The 18,509-nt window shown below is 42.8% G+C and carries 20 protein-coding genes; 8 read left to right on the top strand and 12 right to left on the bottom strand.

All coding sequences use genetic code 11. The annotated features are described in order from the left end of the window. The 4 genes from ACH11B_RS14105 to ACH11B_RS14090 all read left to right on the top strand — a co-directional run bounded on the left by ACH11B_RS14105 (position 1) and on the right by ACH11B_RS14090 (position 3,907). Positions 1–1,677 (top strand): RagB/SusD family nutrient uptake outer membrane protein, encoded by a 1,677-nt coding sequence (locus tag ACH11B_RS14105; protein WP_013665900.1) that lies wholly within the window; start codon positions 1–3, stop codon positions 1,675–1,677. A 153-nt stretch (positions 1,678–1,830) separates the two neighbouring features. Continuing rightward, the gene (locus ACH11B_RS14100; RefSeq protein WP_013665899.1) at positions 1,831–2,421 is read left to right on the top strand and encodes a TetR/AcrR family transcriptional regulator; all 591 of its coding nucleotides are present in this window, start codon (positions 1,831–1,833) and stop codon (positions 2,419–2,421) included. Between the two features lie 11 nt (positions 2,422–2,432). Continuing rightward, positions 2,433–2,672: a hypothetical protein gene (locus ACH11B_RS14095; protein WP_130857141.1), complete on the top strand. Its 240-nt coding sequence runs from the start codon at positions 2,433–2,435 to the stop codon at positions 2,670–2,672. A 5-nt stretch (positions 2,673–2,677) separates the two neighbouring features. Continuing rightward, the gene (locus ACH11B_RS14090; RefSeq protein ID WP_130857140.1) at positions 2,678–3,907 is read left to right on the top strand and encodes an MFS transporter; all 1,230 of its coding nucleotides are present in this window, start codon (positions 2,678–2,680) and stop codon (positions 3,905–3,907) included. On the opposite strand, the gene ACH11B_RS14085 is transcribed toward ACH11B_RS14090, so the two are convergent. Next, entirely contained in the window at positions 3,904–4,344 is a 441-nt protein-coding gene (locus ACH11B_RS14085) for a helix-turn-helix domain-containing protein (RefSeq protein WP_130857139.1), read from the bottom strand. The two genes, ACH11B_RS14090 and ACH11B_RS14085, sit on opposite strands and share 4 nt — an antisense overlap. A 46-nt stretch (positions 4,345–4,390) precedes the next feature. Here ACH11B_RS14085 and ACH11B_RS14080 point away from each other — a divergent pair, with 46 nt between their 5' ends. Continuing rightward, positions 4,391–4,987 carry an FMN-dependent NADH-azoreductase gene (locus ACH11B_RS14080; RefSeq protein ID WP_130857138.1) on the top strand — a complete coding sequence of 199 codons (597 nt, stop codon included), beginning with the start codon at positions 4,391–4,393 and terminating at the stop codon, positions 4,985–4,987. A gap of 103 nt (positions 4,988–5,090) precedes the next feature. Here ACH11B_RS14080 and ACH11B_RS14075 read toward each other — a convergent pair whose 3' ends face one another. The 11 genes from ACH11B_RS14075 to ACH11B_RS14025 form a co-directional block, all read right to left on the bottom strand. Then, on the bottom strand, positions 5,091–5,876 hold the full coding sequence (locus ACH11B_RS14075; protein ID WP_130857137.1) for a thioredoxin family protein: 786 nt from the start codon (positions 5,874–5,876) through the stop codon (positions 5,091–5,093). 100 nt (positions 5,877–5,976) lie between these two features. Next, a complete protein-coding gene (locus tag ACH11B_RS14070) occupies positions 5,977–7,470 on the bottom strand; it encodes a glycerol kinase GlpK (protein ID WP_130857136.1) in 1,494 nt (497 codons plus the stop codon). A 1-nt stretch (position 7,471) separates the two neighbouring features. Then, a complete protein-coding gene (locus ACH11B_RS14065) occupies positions 7,472–8,440 on the bottom strand; it encodes an ABC transporter permease (RefSeq protein ID WP_013665892.1) in 969 nt (322 codons plus the stop codon). 14 nt (positions 8,441–8,454) lie between these two features. Then, positions 8,455–9,960: a sugar ABC transporter ATP-binding protein gene (locus ACH11B_RS14060; protein ID WP_130857135.1), complete on the bottom strand. Its 1,506-nt coding sequence runs from the start codon at positions 9,958–9,960 to the stop codon at positions 8,455–8,457. Continuing rightward, positions 9,944–10,618 carry a DUF2291 family protein gene (locus tag ACH11B_RS14055; RefSeq protein WP_130857134.1) on the bottom strand — a complete coding sequence of 225 codons (675 nt, stop codon included), beginning with the start codon at positions 10,616–10,618 and terminating at the stop codon, positions 9,944–9,946. The genes ACH11B_RS14060 and ACH11B_RS14055 overlap by 17 nt, the downstream gene beginning before the upstream one ends. After that, a complete protein-coding gene (locus ACH11B_RS14050) occupies positions 10,599–11,540 on the bottom strand; it encodes a D-ribose ABC transporter substrate-binding protein (protein WP_149105505.1) in 942 nt (313 codons plus the stop codon). Before ACH11B_RS14050 ends, ACH11B_RS14055 begins: the two co-directional genes overlap by 20 nt. 46 nt (positions 11,541–11,586) lie before the next feature. Beyond that, the gene (locus ACH11B_RS14045) at positions 11,587–12,561 is read right to left on the bottom strand and encodes a transketolase family protein (RefSeq protein ID WP_013665888.1); all 975 of its coding nucleotides are present in this window, start codon (positions 12,559–12,561) and stop codon (positions 11,587–11,589) included. Positions 12,562–12,566: 5 nt separating this feature from the next. Further along, positions 12,567–13,376, bottom strand: coding sequence for a transketolase (locus ACH11B_RS14040; RefSeq protein WP_130857132.1), 810 nt, complete (start codon positions 13,374–13,376; stop codon positions 12,567–12,569). A gap of 11 nt (positions 13,377–13,387) precedes the next feature. Continuing rightward, positions 13,388–14,806, bottom strand: coding sequence for an L-fucose/L-arabinose isomerase family protein (locus ACH11B_RS14035; RefSeq protein ID WP_130857131.1), 1,419 nt, complete (start codon positions 14,804–14,806; stop codon positions 13,388–13,390). A gap of 33 nt (positions 14,807–14,839) precedes the next feature. Beyond that, the gene (locus ACH11B_RS14030) at positions 14,840–15,613 is read right to left on the bottom strand and encodes a DeoR/GlpR family DNA-binding transcription regulator (protein WP_013665885.1); all 774 of its coding nucleotides are present in this window, start codon (positions 15,611–15,613) and stop codon (positions 14,840–14,842) included. A gap of 264 nt (positions 15,614–15,877) precedes the next feature. Continuing rightward, complete coding sequence (locus ACH11B_RS14025) at positions 15,878–16,438, bottom strand: NADPH-dependent FMN reductase (protein ID WP_013665884.1); 561 nt, start codon at positions 16,436–16,438, stop codon at positions 15,878–15,880. 39 nt (positions 16,439–16,477) lie between these two features. Between ACH11B_RS14025 and ACH11B_RS14020 the strand changes: the two genes are divergently transcribed. The 3 genes from ACH11B_RS14020 to ACH11B_RS14010 all read left to right on the top strand — a co-directional run bounded on the left by ACH11B_RS14020 (position 16,478) and on the right by ACH11B_RS14010 (position 18,471). Beyond that, positions 16,478–17,065: a Crp/Fnr family transcriptional regulator gene (locus ACH11B_RS14020; protein WP_013665883.1), complete on the top strand. Its 588-nt coding sequence runs from the start codon at positions 16,478–16,480 to the stop codon at positions 17,063–17,065. 78 nt (positions 17,066–17,143) lie between these two features. Then, positions 17,144–18,013 carry a pirin family protein gene (locus tag ACH11B_RS14015; RefSeq protein ID WP_013665882.1) on the top strand — a complete coding sequence of 290 codons (870 nt, stop codon included), beginning with the start codon at positions 17,144–17,146 and terminating at the stop codon, positions 18,011–18,013. Positions 18,014–18,171: 158 nt separating this feature from the next. Next, positions 18,172–18,471 (top strand): GNAT family N-acetyltransferase, encoded by a 300-nt coding sequence (locus ACH11B_RS14010; protein ID WP_130857130.1) that lies wholly within the window; start codon positions 18,172–18,174, stop codon positions 18,469–18,471. Positions 18,472–18,509: the final 38 nt, after the last annotated feature.

Below are 18,509 nucleotides of genomic sequence, written 5' to 3'. Positions count from 1 at the left end.
ATGAGAACAATATTAATGCTATCTATATTGACGCTTGCCCTATGTACCTCTTGCAAGCGCATGCTGGATGAGGAAATCCGTTCGCAAGTTAGCGATGAATACCTTTCAACACCCGAAGGGCTTGAAGACGGCGTTAAAGCGGCTTATTCTACCCTTCGGACTTTCCACGCTAATGAGCTGGGCATGACAATGACTGTTTTCGGAACGGATACCTATACGATGGGTTCTGACGGCTCTTACAAATTCATCAATGAGTATACATCCCAATTTGACCCCCGTACGACCTACGTGCGCGACTTATGGAACAATTTATATGTCGGTATCAATACCTGTAATGCCGTAATTGATCGCGCCCCCGATGTTGCGGATATGCCGGAAGAACAACGTAATATCCGCAGGAGTGAAGCACAATTTCTCAGGGCCTACTATTATTTCACATTGGTGCAACAGTACGGTTCGGTCCATCTTACAACCAGCGAAACGAAAGAAGCAACAACAACGGCATCACGTGCTCCGCTCACGGATATTTATCAATTGATAGAAGATGATCTAAGAGCTGCTATTCAAAATCTGCCGGCCGAACAAACCGATTATGGTCGAGCTACAAAACCCGCTGCCGAACATTTGCTTGCTCGGGTATTACTTACCCGAGCAAGCTCTGAAGCAGCAAAAGACAGTGATTACCGAGATGCGGCCGTCCTGGCTGAACAAGTAATTACCGGCTATAATTTTCACTTACTGGAAGATTTTGCTGCTGTTTTTGAGCAAGGAGCCGGCGAGCGAAATGAGGAAGTCATATGGGCGGTTCAATATACTAAAAATGCCATCACGAATGGTGCAGATGCGGACGCCGACGGAACAGGAAATTCCGCACACCGGTATTTCCTCATGGAATATGACGTTTTACCGGGAATGAACAGGAATATACAGGATGGGCAACCTTGGAAACGCTTTATGCCAACTAATTACACACTTGATGTTTTGTTTGCCGATCGCGTGAATGACACACGCTATAAAAAAAGCTTTAAGGATGTATTCTATTGCAGTAAACCAGGCACCTATAATGTAAACGGGAAACAAGTAACTTACGCCTTGGGAGATACCGCTATCTGGCTACCGGGCTACCAGCTGGATCCTGTGGTAAAGGCCTCGAAAAACTTCATGGTTATCGAGCCACAGTCGTATACCAAGAAACTATACCCGACATTAACTAAATTTTTAGATCCACAACGCCCGGATATTAATTATGAGTTCGGCTCTCGCGACTTTCTAGCATTTCGGCTTGCTGAAACCTGCTTGATCGCGGCGGAAGCTTTTATGTACAGTGGAGACATGGATAAGGCGGTTACTTACATGAATATGGTCCGAGCAAGGGCCGCGTACAATGGCACGGATGAAGCCGAGGATGCAACCCATCGTCAAGCAATGCTAATTACCGCCGCCGACCTGAATATTGATTTCATACTGGAAGAACGTGGCAGAGAATTGCTGGGTGAGCAACTTCGCTGGTATGATTTGGTAAGAACGCATCAATTGGTAACACGGGTACAAGCTTACAACCCCGACGGCGGAAAAAACATCAAGGACTATCATGTTTTACGCCCCATTCCACAAGATCAGATAGATCGAACAGAAGGTGGATCATCCAGTTTTCCTCAAAACCCCGGCTATAATTAAAAAAAAGGGCAATACGGACCTTATGGGTCTGTATTGCCCTTTTTTTACATCAATCCCGTCTATTGCTTTCATTATCCTAATCTCAAAACAACCAAAATAAAATTTATAAATAAATGAATATTCACTTATATTTGCAGCCATTATGTATACCACATGAGAAATAGGGATATAGAAAAAGAGCAACTGGTAAAGCAAAAAGCAATAGAACTGATCGGAAAGGGCGGATTGGATTACTTTAGTATAAATAAGCTGGCGAAGGAGTGTAAGATTTCTGTCGCTACTATTTACATCTACTATAAGGATAAAGATGATCTGATCAGCAGACTAGCGGCGGAACAGGGCGAGACAATGGCCGACGATCTTGTACGGGGCTTGGATCCGGACGCTCCTTTTGAGCAAGGCTTGAGGACACAATGGGCGAATCGCTATCGGCAAATGCTCAATAATCAGACCCTTAGCTTATTTTTCGAACAAATTAGAAGTACTTTATATTATAACCGTTTCATGGGAGCTTTCACAGAGAAAGCCGAGCCTATTTTGGGCGCCTTCGTTCAGCATGCTGTCGATCGAGGAGACATTCCAAATCTTCCGCTGGAAGTCTATTGGTCGGTCGCCTTTGGTCCTTTATATGGGCTCGTGAAATTCCATAATGATGGTGTAAGTTTAAACGGTCGTCCCTTTACTTTAAAAGAGGAAATGCTCTGGCAAGCTTTTGAATTGGTAGTGAAGGCATTTAAAAAATAGACTTCCCAAATATGAGTGATATCATTATGCAAAAATTTGAACACGTACTTATATTCAAAACAAGCATTGAAGATAGCAACTGCAAGCATAAAGTTGCTCGAGTGCTTGATCAGCTAGGAACCATAGAAACTTGGTCGGTTGATTTAAGCGACGAAGATTATGTCTTACGGGTAGTGAGTCCTACCCTTTCCTCCGACGATATTATGGAGTTGGTACATGGATGTGGTTTTGAATGCGAAATACTAAGCTAGCACAAATGCAAACGGAAAAAAAAGCACCCTTTACACCCTACGAACGATTGGTAATCTTAATACTGGCTTTTACACAGTTCACCATTATACTCGATTTTATGGTCATGTCGCCTCTAGGCGATATGTTGATCAAAGCCATGGACATTAGAGCCAATTCCTTTGCACTGGCTGTCTCGGCCTATGCTTTTAGCGCAGGCGCATCAGGCCTTCTCACGGCAGGATTTGCTGATAAATACGATCGTAAAAAGCTACTGCTGTTTTTCTACATTGGTTTTGTCATCGGAACACTCCTTTGTGGTTTAGCCAATACACTCTTCACCTTAGTAGCCGCGCGTGTTATTACCGGTTTATTTGGCGGTGTTATTGGTGCCATTTCCATGGCTATTATTACGGACCTTTTTACCTTGGAGAAACGTGGTCGTGTCATGGGAGTTGTACAAATGGGTTTCGGTGCCAGTCAAGTGTTGGGTATTCCCATCGGCCTGTTCATAGCAAATAGGTGGGGCTGGGAAATGCCTTTCTTTATGATCTCCGTATTGGCCATACTTATCGTTATTGCCATTGCCTGCTGGCTGCGGCCGGTTACTGAACACCTTGCCTTGCAGAGCAAGGAAAACTCACTCGTGCACCTTTACCGAACAATTGCCAATGGAGATTATCGTATTGGCATGGCAGCTACGGCACTGCTGTCGATAGGTGGCTTTATGCTGATGCCCTACGCCACTGTTTTTGCAGTTAATAATCTAGGTATTTCGCACGAACAACTTCCTGTCCTTTTCATGGTTTCGGGCTGCTTTTCGCTGGTGATGATGCCTGCTTTAGGAAAATTAAGTGACCGGATTGATAAATACAAGTTATTTGCGATCGCCAGTATTGGTCTGATGTTCATGAGTATCTTTTATACGCAACTTGGCCCCACACCATTTTGGGTGGTGCTTGTCTTCAACGTGCTCATCACTACTACCGTAATAGGCCGTATGGTACCCTCTACCGCACTTGTTAGTGCCGTACCTGAGCAGAAAGATCGCGGTGCCTTTATGAGCATAAACTCTTCCTTGCAGCAGATCGCAGGTGGCGTTGGCGCCACCATCGCAGGCATGTTGGTAAGCCAGGCAGGTAAAGATAGTGTATTGGCAGGATACAATTATGTAGGAATCGTCGTTGCCTGTGTTAGTTGCATATCGTTGCTATTGCTTTATCTAGTTAAACGCATCGTGATGCGTAAAAGCAGCTAGACGCTCTTATTCGATTGCATGAGCTTTCTTTTATTTTGTATGTATTCCCTGTGCTGTTTACCCCAAATAGCTAGGGAGTTAATTACTTCTTTCAATGAATCACTGTGTGATGTCAACTCGTAGTGGATTTGCACAGGTACGGTATTCAGCACCTTTCTTTCTATAAACTCATTCAGTTCCAGCTCTCTTAATTCTTTCGAAAGTACCTTTGGCGTAATTTCACCGATTGACTTTTCGATTTCTGTAAAGCGTGTAGCCCCCTCCGTCAGCGCAATAATCACCAACAATTTCCACTTTCCATTCAGTACATATAAAGCATCTCTAACTGCCTGAATATTTTCAGTGCACGTTTGTTTAGTGTATACGTGATCTTCCATAAAACAAAGATAGCAATTGCGACTATACCAAAGGATAGCACTATCCTTTGGTATAGTCATATCTTTTTGAAAGTACCACTGCTTACTTTTGAAAAAATTTAAAACGATGAATATATTACATATTATCTCTAGTCCTAGAGGCAAGGACTCTTTCAGTATCAAACTTGGAAATGAAATTGTGACAAGGCTTTCTGCTAAGTATCCGGGCAGCAATGTAAAAGTACATAACTTAACAGAGACGCACTTTCCACATTTAGAAGAGGCGCATCTCCATGCCTTCATGACCGAGCCGTCCAAAAGGACCGAAGCACAGGCCACTGCAATCAAACATTCGGATGAGGCCATTGCCGAGCTGCAAAAAGCCGACATCATCGTTATAGGCGCTCCTATGTATAATTTTGGTATACATTCCACTTTAAAAGCTTGGCTCGACCATGTTATGCGCGCAGGTGTTACCTTCAAATACGGAGCTGAAGGGCCTGAAGGATTGCTAATAGGTAAAAAAGTCTATTTAGCCATTTCTTCCGGTGGCATATATGCTGAAGGACCGATGCGGTCTTTTGATTTTACCGAGCCCTACCTCACGAAGGCGCTCAATTTTATTGGCCTAGATGACATCACCACTTATCGTGTTGAGGGTGTTGCTATTCCTGGTATACAAGAAAATGCTTTTGAAAAGGCCGTAGATACATTAGCAATCTGAGTTATTTTTTCGAGGTTCAAAAACCCAAAAAACAAAGCCAGCTGTTTCATCAAAGAAATGGCCGGCTTTACTTTGTCATTATTTTAATGGTGTGACAATTTTTTCATTTCTCATCTAAATCAAAACGCGCTGCTTGTGAAATATGACCGTTCCGGAGGTTTTGCACAAATCCAACCAGTTCCCATCCTTTTTCATTGAAATCGTCAGGTAAATAAAATACAATCTCTTTTTTTCCATTTAAGCTTTTACGTGCTAATTTCCTTACTACCTGTACATGTGTCAGGTTTCGACCTGCATTCTCGCCAGCTTTTACACTACTGGCTGTTGATTGTTGAACAAGTGTAAGTACCAATTCGGCCTCTTCTTGGTCAGCGACACCTTGATAATGTATTACCGCCTTTTTATTTTGTATTTTGCAACTTAAACGAAGGGACGATGAAGCCTTTTGTGCTAATTGCCGTTTGATTGCATTGAATACGGCACCTGCTTCCGAGCCGATCATTTCCTCTGAGCCATTCACAATCACCTGTGGGGTATAAATAGTTTGGAGCTTCATCCAATTGGCATATTGCTTTTGCCTAAGTGAAAATTCATGATCGCTAAATCGGTCTTTCCAACCTTGATGATCCCAATAATCCACATGAAAAGCTAAAATGTATAGCTGTTTGTTTTCATTTTCCGCTTGGATTTTTTCCATCAATTCATCGGCGGGAGGGCAACTTGAACAACCTTCAGAAGTAAATAGCTCAACAACGGCAAAACCTCCTTCATTTTTGGGCGATTGTATTTTTTTTATTTCCTTTTCATACCTGAAGTCGATAAATGCGGCAGTTGTCACCAATAAAACTGCCAAGCCCGCGGCAGAAGCAATTATTTTTAATGTGTTCATAACCTATATTTTTGATATAGGTTAAAAGTAGATAATGTTAGCAACTGAGATAAGAACGAATCTCGTGAATTGGACAAAGTCAACGATGAACTAGACAAAATCAGGACTTTGTCGCATGTATAAATCGTTGCCATCCACGATAAGCTTCGGCTACCTTTGCTACTTGCGTAGTCTTCGCAATAGGATGCCGATGATAAAGAGATTGAACGCTATCCAGGTCAGGAAAAATGTTCGCCTTGAGGCCTGCCAGAAAACCGGCACCGAAAGCGGATACATTTTTATTTTCGTTCCTGATGACTTTTGCCTCCAGTAAATCACTTAAAAACTGCACAACGAAGTTATTGCTACTTGCACCTCCGTTCACCATAAGTTCTTGAATAGGAATACCCGTGTCTTGTTTCATGGCAGATAACACATCTTGTATTTGGTAGGCAATGGACTCCAACGCTGCACGCACGATATGGTTCTTATTGCTCGAAAACGTTAAACCTTCCAAAGAGGCTTTTCTGTTCATATCCCAGAAAGGAGCGCCTAAACCGCTAAAAGCGGGTATTAGGTAAACGCCATTGTTGTCAGTTACCGATGTTGCCATGTTTTCCGCCTCCGCGAAATCAGTAAGCAACCCAAGTTCCGTTTTTAACCATGCCAAAGGTGAGGCGCAGGATACGATAATACCCTCCAACGCATAGTCCACCCGATCCTCCGTACTCCAGCAGATGGTTGAAACCATTCCGGAATTAGAATTTCGGCGCTCGGTTCCTACGTTGAATAGAATCGAACAACCTGTACCTAAAGTGGCTTTGGCGGTACCCGGATAGATGCATGCCTCTCCAAAAGCGGCGGCATGCGAATCACCAATCATTGCCTGGACAGGAAGTGCTCGTTTGAACAATCCTTCAAAATGACTCGATCCGAATGCATAGGACGAAGGTTTAACCTCTGGCAATCGGATGCCCTCCAAGCCAAAAAGAGCGATTAATTCCCGATCCCAGCTCAGTGTATTTAAGTTAAATAACAAGGTACGCGAAGCATTGGTATAATCGGTAAGATAAGCCTCTCCTTTAGTTAAACGATAGAGCAACCATGTATCAACCGTCCCAAAATAAGCTTTACCCGCCTTAATAGCCTTTTGGATTTCGGGATTATTACGGTATAACCAAATCAGTTTAGTGCCTGAAAAATAAGGATCAATGAATAAACCCGTTTTATCATGTATAACATTACCTAAATCCAGACTTTGCATCTCATAACAAACATCAACCGATCGCTTACATTGCCATACCACCGCGTTGCACAAAGGTGAACCAAATTCGTCCCAAAGAAGAAAGGTTTCGCGTTGATTGGAAATGCCACAGGAAACGATCGCCGACAAAGAGGCACCGGTAGATTGATACTGCTGCAAACAAGCACGAACAGACTGTAAAACATTTTTATAAATATCTTCCGGATGCTGCTCTACAAAGCCCTCGCCAAAATAACTTGTTTTTAAGGGGATTGTTGCTTCTGCACAAATGTTCCCTTTACTGTCAAAAACAAGCGACTTCGTACCGCTAGTGCCTTGATCGATCGCTAAAATACAAGAACTTGCTGTCATGTTATTCTTCTTTATGATTTGCTTTGTCAATCATAACTGCTAAGAGGATAACTGCGCCTTTTACGACTTGTTGCCAAAAGGGCGAAACATCCATCAGTACCAAGCCATTATTCAATATACCGATTATCATCGCTCCCAGTACCGTCCCTGCGATCGTGCCCCTTCCTCCGGCGAGCGAAGTACCACCAATGACTACAGCTGCAATGGAATCCAGCTCATAACTTAAGCCGGCATTCGGTTGGGCCGAATTTAAACGCGACGTCACCATAATACCTCCTATCGCTGCTAAAATTCCAGCCAAGGTGTACACCCAAATTTTCACCCTGTTGATATTAATTCCCGATAACCTCGCAGCATTCTCATTACCGCCAATGGCATAAATGTATTTACCAAAGGCCGTTCGGTTCGTCAATATGATCGCTCCAATCACAATCAGTGCTGCAATCCAAACAAGAACGGGCACACCTAAAAACCAACCGGTACCGATATAGGCAAATTCCTTACCCAAAGAAGAAATTGGATACCCCTTGGTCCAAAGCATGGTAAAGCCCCTTGCAATAGTTAACATAGCCAAGGTCGCTACAAAAGGTGGTACTTTGAATTTCGTAATTACCAAGCCGTTAAAAGCCCCTAAGGCAGCTCCCACCAACAACCCGGATAATACGCCACCTAAAAGTGTAAATCCCACATAGAGATCATAAGAAGGCATTTCTATTCCAAACTTCAACAGACCGGCTACAACTGCGCCGCTAAAAGCTAAAATTGAACCCACGGATAGATCAATACCGGCTGTTAAAATTATCAGGGTCATTCCTACAGAAATACAAATATTAACTGAAATTTGTCGCAGCACATTCCATCCATTGGCAGGTGTAAGAAATTTATCGGAGAGGAAAGACAATATTACACACATTAGTACCAGTGCAATAAGCGATTGAAATTTGGCGATTTTGATACGCTGGTGAATCATTTTTCTCTTTTTAATTAGATAGTTTTCGGAATGGCTGCCTTTAATATATTATCTTCATTAGCTTCCGCGGCTTGAAAAGTGGCAGTTAATCGGCCTTCGCTCATTACCATCACTCGATCTGATAGACACAGAATTTCCGGTAGTTCAGAGGAGACAACCACAATGGCCATCCCTTGTTCGGCTAAACTTAAGATCAGTTTATATATTTCGTTTTTAGCGTGGGGGTCAATACCTCGTGTGGGCTCATCTAATAACAATACACGGGGTTTAGTTACAAGGCATCGGGCTAGCACCACTTTTTGTTGATTCCCTCCGCTGAGATTTTTTGTTTGTTGGGTGGGCGAAGAACACTTGATCTTTAAGGAATCGACATAGTGCTGTGCCAGACTTAAGTCCTTTCTCTTATTGATAAAGCCGAACTCGCTCACTTCCTGCAGTCGACTGAGACTGACATTTGTTTTAATGTCAAGACCTAAAACCAAACCATTTTTCTTCCGATCTTCGGGTACTAAAACGATCCCTGCCTGTATGGCTTGCTGAGGAGATTTTAAACGAAGCGTCTGCCCGTCCATCAGAATCTCGCCGCTTTTACGGGTGTCATGCATACCGATGATAGTTTCCAGCAGTTCCGTTCTACCTGCTCCCATTAAACCGAACAGACCTAATATTTCACCCCGATGAACTTGAAAAGAAGCATGATCGACGACGAGGCGTTGTTTCGAATGGACATCATACAAACACAGATTATCAACTTTTAACACTACCTCTTCAGCCAGGGCCCTGGTTCCTACTTTCAATAATTGAATATCCCTACCCACCATTTTACTGATCAATACATCATGATTCACGTTACATATATCGCCACTTTCAACCACACAACCGTCACGTAACACGATGTAAGCATCTGCTATTTTGAACAATTCATCCAATTTATGAGAGATATAGACAATCGTTTTACCTTCACTTCGAAGTCTTTCAATAATATCAAAAAGCACGTCCACTTCCTGTTCACTGATAGCCGAGGTTGGTTCATCCATAATCAAGACATCGGCATCTGTCAGTAAAGCTTTGGCAATTTCTACCACTTGTTGTTGTCCAACCTTCAAATCGCGTATGAGGCAATCCACACTAAGATCAAGTTTCAATCTTTGCAGTAGACTTTGGGTTTGCTTACGCATGGTCTTCCGATCAACAAACCCCCAAGTGTCGATAAGCTCTCTTCCCAAATAAATATTTTCGAAAATCGAAAGGTCCGGAATCAAATTAAGTTCTTGATGAATGATAGCGATGCCGCTATTCTGCGCTTCCTTTGGATTTGCAAAATGCATTTCACGCCCCTTGTATACAACCTGCCCCTCGTAGGAGGTATATACACCTGACAGTATTTTCATAAGCGTCGACTTCCCAGCTCCATTTTCACCGATAAGTGCAGTAACTTTCCCCGGCATCAACTGAAGGTTAACATTATTAAGCGCAGTTACTCCTGCAAATCTCTTGGTAATATTAACGGTCTCTAACATCTTGATCCTTTTTATCGTTAGTTTCCAATCGTTCCAGCTGTAGAGGAATAATAGTTGCTTCTGTTAGTTGCGGAGCTTTTGTGCTTAAACCAAGGGCACCTGTAAATCGAAGGCTATCGCCGGGCTTGAAGTTCTCCGAGATAGGCACTATCTCCTTACGAACTAACTCATTAATCTTTTCAGAGAGCTCATTGAACACCATCGTATTATCAAAAGAGTCTACCGCTATCAAGCCAGCTGCGTCTCTTGCTGCCGTTCCGTATATGTATTTTGTCGCTAGCTTAATGGCTGGCTTTGTGTCACTTCGGCTCCATATATAATCGGAGTCCGTTTGCACAACCACACCGGCGCCTGTCACCATAAAATAGCGAAGGTCTCCATCGCTTACTGCATGAGAATAGCTTGCAAAGGCTTGCGAAGCATTTTCCACCAGCGCCCTACGAAGCAGAGTAATATCCACAAATTCAGACTTGGCGTTAGGAATAAGCTTAAACAAGTAATTCTTAGCATAACTATCAATATTAAGATCCTTGACACTTGCCTTAACCCTCTGAAGGCTTTTGAAGTAAACAGAATGGTAAATCAAAGTGGCACCTATAAGGGCCATGAATACATATTTAAGTCCGCGCTTCATCATATTACTTAGTTTTTTTGCCATAAGCAATATATTGGTTGATATTTTCCTGCGTCACAACATCCACTGCAATCGGTAGCTTCTTACGAAATGTCCGCTCTCCTTTGAAGTAAGCATCTGCAAACTTAGCCGCTTTCTCAGCGATTACTTTAGGAAATTGCATGGCGGTAGCCTGTATACGGCCATCTGCAACTGCATGTACGGCATCTTCGGCACCGTCGAAGCCATATATTTTTATCTGATCTTGCTTTCCCGCTGCGACCGTTGCTTGATAAGCGCCCATTGCCATGGCATCATTTCCACAAAAAACACCCTTAATATCCGGATGTCCCTGTAAAATAGATTCCATTACTTCCATGGCTTTATTGCGATCAAAATCAGCGCTCTGTTGAGCTACCATTTTCAAATTGGGGAAATTATCCACTACGCTATGGAAACCTTTGGAGCGATTCCAGGTATTGTTATCCGAAACAATACCCAATATTTCCGCATAATTCCCCCGTCGCTCCAAATCGTTGGCAAATAATTCACCCAATTGTACACAGGCCGCATAGCTATCCGATAGGATCTGTGAAGTGGCTGCAGATCGCGAGTTAATCTCCCGGTCCATGCAAAAAACCGGGATGTTGGCTTCCATTGCCTTTGTTGCATTTACGACAGAGCCTTCCGCATCCGTGGGATTAAACAAAATAGCATCAAAGCCGGCGGCTATTGCATTTTCAAAATGATCCGTTTCTAAAGCTGTATTATTTTGAGAATCGAAAATCTTAGTGGTATAACCCAAAGCTTGTGCTTTTTCCGCGGCAGATTCTGCCAAAAAGACAAACCATGGATTATTGAGCGTAGAAACTACGATCGCGATTTGCTTCTTTTGGCTATCTTTATTCCTACCACCGCAACCAAAACATAGCAGCAGCAATAAGGCCCATACTTTTAGATGGTTCATAAAATGGTTTGTGTTAGTTTATAAATGCCGATGTATAAGGTGTTTCTTATGTCATCGTGTTCAGTAGGGTTAAAGCGGCATCCGCTAAACCTACTTCTGAAATACCGTAATGATTAAAAATCTCAATTTGTGATCCGGTAACGGTATATTCATCCGGTATCCCAACAATTTTAAAAGGTTTTCGATAATCGTGTTGTAGAAGAAAAGATGCGCAGGCTTCCCCAAGTCCTCCGTTTATACTATGCTCTTCTACCGTCACAATCGCCTTTGCATTTGCTGCAAAGTATTGCAGCAATTCGGTATCTAATGGCTTTATGGTATGCATACTTACCACGGCAATATCCAAGTTCCGCTCGCTCTTCAGTTTTTGCGCGGCCATTAAAGCCGGATAAACAGTTTCCCCCGTAGCGATAAAAGCCAAATCTTGTCCCCTTCTAACAACCCTACCCTTTCCTAAAGTGAAGCTGTCAGTTGAATCCTCTGTCAGCAAAGGCATAGGTTTCTTTCCAAAACGCAGATAGATGGGCTGATCCAGGTGATAAGCTTGCAAAATAGCTTGTTCCGTTTCATAATTATCAGCCGGTGCCACAATTTTCAAGTTGTTAATGGCTCTAAGTGCTGCAAAATCGTGTAAGCTGTGGTGAGTGGAGCCCAAAGCTCCATAACTGACACCCGCACTGATACCGATGAGGCGCACCGGATTATCCGAATATGCGACATCATTTTTAATCTGTTCCAAGGCTCTTGCCGTTAGAAAGCAGGCGGGAGACACCGCAAAAGCCTTTTTACCCGTAGAAGCCAAACCTGCAGCTACCCCAACCAAATTCTGTTCAGCAATGCCGACCTCTACCATTTGGGTCGGATATTTTTTACCGAAAGGCACAAGCTTACCTGACCCCCTGGAATCGCTGGTAATCACTACGACATTGCGGTCGCCCGTTGCCAAATGCTGCAAAGTCGCAGAAAACACTTCCAAATTCGGTTTGGTAACCTGCAAATCGTCTGTTAATACATTTCCCATAATGTTTATGCACTTAGTTCCGCTACTGCTTGCGCATATTGCTCCTCATTCGGAACACCATGATGCCAGCTAATATTATGCTCCATGAAACTCACACCTTTGCCTTTCACCGTATGAGCGATAAGCATACTAGGCTTTCCTACCTCAAAAGGTACACTTTCCAATGCATCTTTTATTGCCGCTAAATCGTGGCCATCCACATGTTTAACCGCCCAACCGAAGCTTTCGAATTTCAGATCCACGGGATCGGTGTTACAAACGTCCGCTGTCGATCCGGTAATTTGTAAATTATTCTTATCTAGAATGGCACATAGATTATCAAGCTTATAGTGTGCTGCCGTCAGGGCTGCTTCCCAATTGGATCCCTCAGGCAATTCGCCATCACCCAATAAGGTAAATACCCGGTAATTTTTTTCATCCATTTTTGCTGCCAATGCAGTGCCGACACTAATCGGCAAACCGTGTCCAAGTGCCCCCGTATTTTGTTCTACGCCATTTACCTTACGGGTAGGATGTCCTATATAGTGTGATTGGTAACGGCATAGTGTATTTAAATCGCCTTCCGAAAAAAAACCTTTATCGGCCAATACTACAAATAGGGCTTCTACACAATGCCCTTTACTCTGAATATAGCGATCTCGATCAGGCGATTCAAAGTTGTCCGGACTAACATTTAACACCACGTTATACAGTACATTTAGAATATCAATGCATGATAGGCTCCCTCCCGTATGACCGGCATTTGCGCCCACTATATATTTTAAAATCTTTTGACGATACTCCTTTGACTTCGCAATTAATTCACTTACTATCATAACTTTACGATTTAATTTTCGGGACAGTGTTGATAAACTTCCCAGCCCATATAATTCCCCAAGGCTTCTTTCAAGATGCCCGCCGTGTTGGAGGCATTCATAACCACATGATGCTCAAAACCGTTACGACACACGTATTGCATCAAACGCTGTAAGTCCGGAATCTGTGCTACCGCACGATTTCCAAAAGTATTCAAAGGGTCGTCTGTAAGCGTTCCTTCTCCAATATATGCTTTGATGATGCCTTTAGGATCATCCGTACTAATACGTCCATACGTCAAAGGAGAAGCCGGCGTGCGACCGTCGAGCGCTCCATACGTATTTTCGACACCAACGGAAGTACCTAAAATGGGGGCATTGCTAATTTCAACGTCAGGCAGGAATGACTTTGCCCAATTACCACAATGGAAAAGCACACATTTATTGGCATCATCGGCATAGTTATTATTCCAGTCGACCAAAGCACTCGGCGAGCTCGAAGCCAACTGCATCGCATACATGCTTAATGTTCCCGTCACGTCCACCTCACAGGCACTTGGTAGCATGTTTTCACTCATGATGCTCATGCTGGTACATACATTACAGCCATAGTTTGTTTGAAGCGACGTCCAACACTGGATTGCTGTAGCGTCCAAATCATGTTCTACCATAAACTGATTTAATACCACATCCAGCTTGGCAATCTGTATCATTGCTTCATCAGGGGTTTTCCCTTGTGAAGCGTAAGCGTTAATTCTGTCGAGATGCTCTTTTACCGATGCATCCTCTTTAGTCAAACGATTGGCTCTACCTAAGATCTCGGATAAGTCGACGGTAATGACTGAAATACCATGGCGCTGTAAAAGCTTTTCGCTATACCGAACCGTATTGAACCCGCCAGGCCTAGCTCCCACAGCACCAATCCTTAAACGTTTCAATCCACCTACCACACGACAGACGGCTAAAAAATCAAGCACTTCCTGAGCAAAAGCGGGATCCTTTGGATGCAACACATGTTGATTCGTAAGGGTGTATTTTATTCCATATTGATATAGATTATTGCATACCGAAATCTTCCCACACCATGAATCACGTCGCCTGGCAAGGTCCAATTTGTTCAATTCATCCGGATAGGCCTGTACTAAAACAGGGACATCCAAACCAGCCAATTTTAGGGTTTCGGCCACACCACGTTCATCACCAAAATTAGGCAATACCATTAATATGCCCACTATTTCCGAAGCATGTCTCCTAAACAGTTCGGCGCATCGTTGGGCATCTTTAAAAGTTTCCACGCCTCCTAATTTTGTCTGAAATTCGTCCAGCACGACGTAATTTATGTGCAACCTTTCGAGCTGTTCCATAATCTCAAGGCGTGCTTCCGAAACCAATTTATCCGGAAAAAAATCGCGGTTTCCGATAATAACGCCTAAAGTCCCCTTATTATTCATATCGAATGTTTATATGTTAGTTTAGTTTATGCTTTAAGCAAGTAGAATTTCGATATCATTTTCTTCAAACACCTTCTTGTCACGCTCATTGATATCAGAGTCTGTAATGACATAATCCACTAAGGATAATGCACCAAGGCTGGCAAAAGAGCTTTTTCCGATTTTTGTTGAATCTGCCACCAAATACGTTATTTCCGCGGCATCAATCATTGCTTTTTTCACTACAATATCGCTGATACTGGGATAGGTCAAACCAGCCTTCAACGAGAGTCCGGCTGTAGCAAGAAAAAGTTTCTGCACATAAATACCCTGAAAAAAATCAGCCGCCTTTTGTCCGGTAAGCGACAAGGTAGGTGGTTTAAATTCACCTCCTGTAACAATTAAGTCAATACCCGGTTCGGTCCCGAGCATCATGGCTATGTTCAGGGCATTGGTAATAACGGTAAGGTTCTTAAAACCCTTCAACTTCTTGGCAATTTCCGTTGTGGTTGAACCGGAATCAAGAATAATGCTGTCACCACTCTCAATATATTCAATACATTTACTCGCTATCTTTTCCTTTTTATCTAGGTTGTCTTGGTTACTAAGTGATAAGGTTCTTACTTTATCTTCTATATTTTTCAAATAAGCCCCTCCATGTTCCCGAACCAGAGCGCCCTCTTTTTCAAGCTTCTCCAAATCCTGCCGAATCGTAACTTCGGTTACTTTGAAGATTTTTGCCAGATTAATCACTTTGGCAAAACCGTCTTCCTTAAGCAACTCGATTATCTTTTCCCTTCGTTGGTTAGGCATTACCGTTTCTGACATATGCTTTCGTTTATTTTTGTTTTATTTTCGAAATCAAAAATAAACAAAGATTATAAAAAATCATAATAAAAATTGAAAGGCTTTTATTTTCGAAAACGAAAGATTGCTTGAGTTGTAGGCTTTCAGTTATAGGTTATAGGTCATGGCCAATACTAGTGCAGCAATTGGACAACTACACTTCATTAATAACAATAAAACCTTGCCTGCTTGTAGCAAGCAAAGTTTATCTTACCTTGTAATAAGCGATTTATGTTTTCCGCTTCCTTAGTTATGCATTCTTTTTTTTGCTTCGATAAACCACAGCAATTCGCTCACGAAAGTATGCGCTCTTTTATCTGTTTGCGCTTTGTCCAACGGTTCACCCTGTTCATTAAAAGCTTCCTGCACTTTGGCAACCGGAAACATAGCTGGTACAAGTATGGAGCCGATCTTCCATAGACTGAACACCAGGGATGTCATGACCTGTGCACCGCCGAAATTACCGGCCGATGCCGTAGCTAGCGCAATAGGTTTTTTACGCCATTCATCATATAGCAGATCGATTACGTTCTTTAGACTAGCCGGATATCCTCCATTATACTCCGGAGTAACCAGCAAAACGCCCTCTGCTTCCCTTATTTTTGCTGCAAAATCCAAAATCTTTTCGGACGGATTCTTTAAGAAGCGTAAACGCTCTTCAAACAGCGGAAAATCATAAATATCAAGATCGACCATCTCTACATCTGCCAACTGATTGCTTTCGATATAATTTTTAAAATAGAGGGCAACCCGGTGACTATTTCGACCTTGTCTGATACTGGCTGAGAGGAGAACAATTTTTGCCATGGCTTTTTTCGATGATGTATAAAATTACTAAATTGGCACATGCAAGCTTTCGAAAATTATCTCAAACGCCATACGCCTCTAACAGGAGAACAAATTAGCGTTTTGAAGCAGGAATTAAAAGAAAAAACCTATCAAAAAGGAAAAATTCTTTTAAGGGAAGGGGAATCAACAGGCCTTGGCTATTTTGTATGCAGTGGATTGCTTCGGGCCTACACGCTCGACAGCCAGGGCAAGGAACATACGATCCAATTTGCTCCTGAAGATTGGTGGCTTGGTGATCGCAATAGTTTTTATTTTCATGAGCCGGCAGCATTCAACATTGATGTGTTGGAAGAGACACAGGTAGTGATTGTTACCAAAAATTTCATGGAGCATGCTACTGAAATTTGTCCCGAATTCGGAAAATATCATATTTATCTTCTGCACAATAGCATTCGTTATATGCAACGTCGCATCAACCAGCTTTTAGCTGCAACCGCCGAAGAAAGATACCTGGACTTTATACGGCTCTATCCCAAATTGACTTTGCGCATATCGCAAATCATGATTGCCTCCTACCTTGGCATCACACCCGAATCATTAAGCCGGGTACGCAAAGAGTTGGCCAGGCGTAATAGTCGTGTTTAAACCAAAGCGATCTTTCTTACCATAGGTCAATTTTTTCGCCTCAAGACACCTGTACCTTTGTAGAAAGGAAAAGAAATCATGAAAAAGCTAATTGAGAACATTGTGTCTAAGCCAACTAGACCCGGAATGGTGGGCGATGGTTTTAGGGTGTTTAATTATTTTCCGAAGGGTGTTATTACGCAAAGGCGAATGAGTCCTTTTTTGATGTTAGATTTTAATGCCGCTTATGATTTTGGCCCTTCCGATCATGTGCGCGGTGTTGACGTACATCCTCACAAAGGATTTGAGACGGTTACCATTGCTTACAAAGGTAGCGTAGCCCATTATGATAGTGCCGGTAATAGTGGCGTTATTAACCCGGGCGATGTGCAGTGGATGACTGCCGGAGACGGGATATTGCATAAAGAATTCCATGAAGAAGCATTTTCGAAAAAAGGAGGATTATTTGAAATGGTACAATTGTGGGTGAACCTTCCCCAAAAAGACAAATCCGCAACACCTCATTACCAAGCTCTTCTTGCCGAAAATATGGGTAAACTCGTGCTCGAAAACAATCAGGGCATTGTCAACGTCATTGCAGGTAGCGCACAGGGCGTGCATGGGCCGGCGTCGACCTACACACCGCTCAATCTTTTTGACATACGGTTGAACAGTGGAGGAACCTTTCACACCTCAACGCCCAGTTCACACAACACAGCTGTCTTATCCATAAATGGGGAGATCGAAGTAAATGGTCAAAAAGTGGCTGAACACGGCTTTGTATTATTTAAAAATGAGGGTGAAGAAATAAGTATACATGCGCCGGAAAAGAGCATCGCGCTTTTATTAAGCGGTGAGCCCATCCACGAACCGATTGCCAGCTATGGCCCCTTTGTTATGAATACAGACGCAGAAATCAGGCAGGCAATTACGGACTTTAATATGGGTAAATTCGGTTATCTTGAGTAAGGTTTTTCGCAATGCACCGCATTTGGCTACAGACAAGAGCACACTTTCAGTCACTTTTCTTAGTCTAGATTAACAGCCCTAGTGGAAATACGCCGTAATTTTGCGACTAAATAAACAAAAAATACAATAGAAAGTACTTAAACTAATAAAGGCAACTTATGGAACAGTTAAAAGTAGCACTAGCAAACAATCGGGGCCAAATCCAGCTCCTCGTCGATGACCAACAGGTAGGTGAAATGGAAATTTCCGTTCATAACGGACAACTGACGGTCTATCACACGGAGGTTAATCCCGCATATGAAGGCAAGGGTTATGCAAAATTGCTGTTAAGCAAGCTAGTCGAGTACGCCCGTGAGAACAATTTAAAAATTGTGCCTCTGTGCCCCTATGTGCACGGCCAATTTAAACGTTATCCTGAGCTTTATCAAGACATTTGGTATACACAGAAAAACGATTAGAATCCCTGCCGTCTTATTATCCAGTTGGCAAGCTCTAT

This window comes from Olivibacter sp. EAT-5 (assembly GCF_044784325.1).
In the GTDB taxonomy this organism is placed as follows: Bacteria; Bacteroidota; Bacteroidia; order Sphingobacteriales; family Sphingobacteriaceae; genus Olivibacter; species Olivibacter oleidegradans.
The sequence above is the reverse complement of the archived record's forward strand: the minus strand, read 5'-3'. Positions and strand labels throughout refer to the sequence as shown.

Coding starts and splice junctions, on each gene's coding strand:
- ACH11B_RS14105 (WP_013665900.1), top strand. CDS start 1: ATGAGAACAATATTAATGCTATCTATATTGACGCTTGCCCTATGTACC.
- ACH11B_RS14100 (WP_013665899.1), top strand. CDS start 1,831: ATGAGAAATAGGGATATAGAAAAAGAGCAACTGGTAAAGCAAAAAGCA.
- ACH11B_RS14095 (WP_130857141.1), top strand. CDS start 2,433: ATGAGTGATATCATTATGCAAAAATTTGAACACGTACTTATATTCAAA.
- ACH11B_RS14090 (WP_130857140.1), top strand. CDS start 2,678: ATGCAAACGGAAAAAAAAGCACCCTTTACACCCTACGAACGATTGGTA.
- ACH11B_RS14085 (WP_130857139.1), bottom strand. CDS start 4,344: ATGACTATACCAAAGGATAGTGCTATCCTTTGGTATAGTCGCAATTGC.
- ACH11B_RS14080 (WP_130857138.1), top strand. CDS start 4,391: ATGAATATATTACATATTATCTCTAGTCCTAGAGGCAAGGACTCTTTC.
- ACH11B_RS14075 (WP_130857137.1), bottom strand. CDS start 5,876: ATGAACACATTAAAAATAATTGCTTCTGCCGCGGGCTTGGCAGTTTTA.
- ACH11B_RS14070 (WP_130857136.1), bottom strand. CDS start 7,470: ATGACAGCAAGTTCTTGTATTTTAGCGATCGATCAAGGCACTAGCGGT.
- ACH11B_RS14065 (WP_013665892.1), bottom strand. CDS start 8,440: ATGATTCACCAGCGTATCAAAATCGCCAAATTTCAATCGCTTATTGCA.
- ACH11B_RS14060 (WP_130857135.1), bottom strand. CDS start 9,960: ATGTTAGAGACCGTTAATATTACCAAGAGATTTGCAGGAGTAACTGCG.
- ACH11B_RS14055 (WP_130857134.1), bottom strand. CDS start 10,618: ATGGCAAAAAAACTAAGTAATATGATGAAGCGCGGACTTAAATATGTA.
- ACH11B_RS14050 (WP_149105505.1), bottom strand. CDS start 11,540: ATGAACCATCTAAAAGTATGGGCCTTATTGCTGCTGCTATGTTTTGGT.
- ACH11B_RS14045 (WP_013665888.1), bottom strand. CDS start 12,561: ATGGGAAATGTATTAACAGACGATTTGCAGGTTACCAAACCGAATTTG.
- ACH11B_RS14040 (WP_130857132.1), bottom strand. CDS start 13,376: ATGATAGTAAGTGAATTAATTGCGAAGTCAAAGGAGTATCGTCAAAAG.
- ACH11B_RS14035 (WP_130857131.1), bottom strand. CDS start 14,806: ATGAATAATAAGGGGACTTTAGGCGTTATTATCGGAAACCGCGATTTT.
- ACH11B_RS14030 (WP_013665885.1), bottom strand. CDS start 15,613: ATGTCAGAAACGGTAATGCCTAACCAACGAAGGGAAAAGATAATCGAG.
- ACH11B_RS14025 (WP_013665884.1), bottom strand. CDS start 16,438: ATGGCAAAAATTGTTCTCCTCTCAGCCAGTATCAGACAAGGTCGAAAT.
- ACH11B_RS14020 (WP_013665883.1), top strand. CDS start 16,478: ATGCAAGCTTTCGAAAATTATCTCAAACGCCATACGCCTCTAACAGGA.
- ACH11B_RS14015 (WP_013665882.1), top strand. CDS start 17,144: ATGAAAAAGCTAATTGAGAACATTGTGTCTAAGCCAACTAGACCCGGA.
- ACH11B_RS14010 (WP_130857130.1), top strand. CDS start 18,172: ATGGAACAGTTAAAAGTAGCACTAGCAAACAATCGGGGCCAAATCCAG.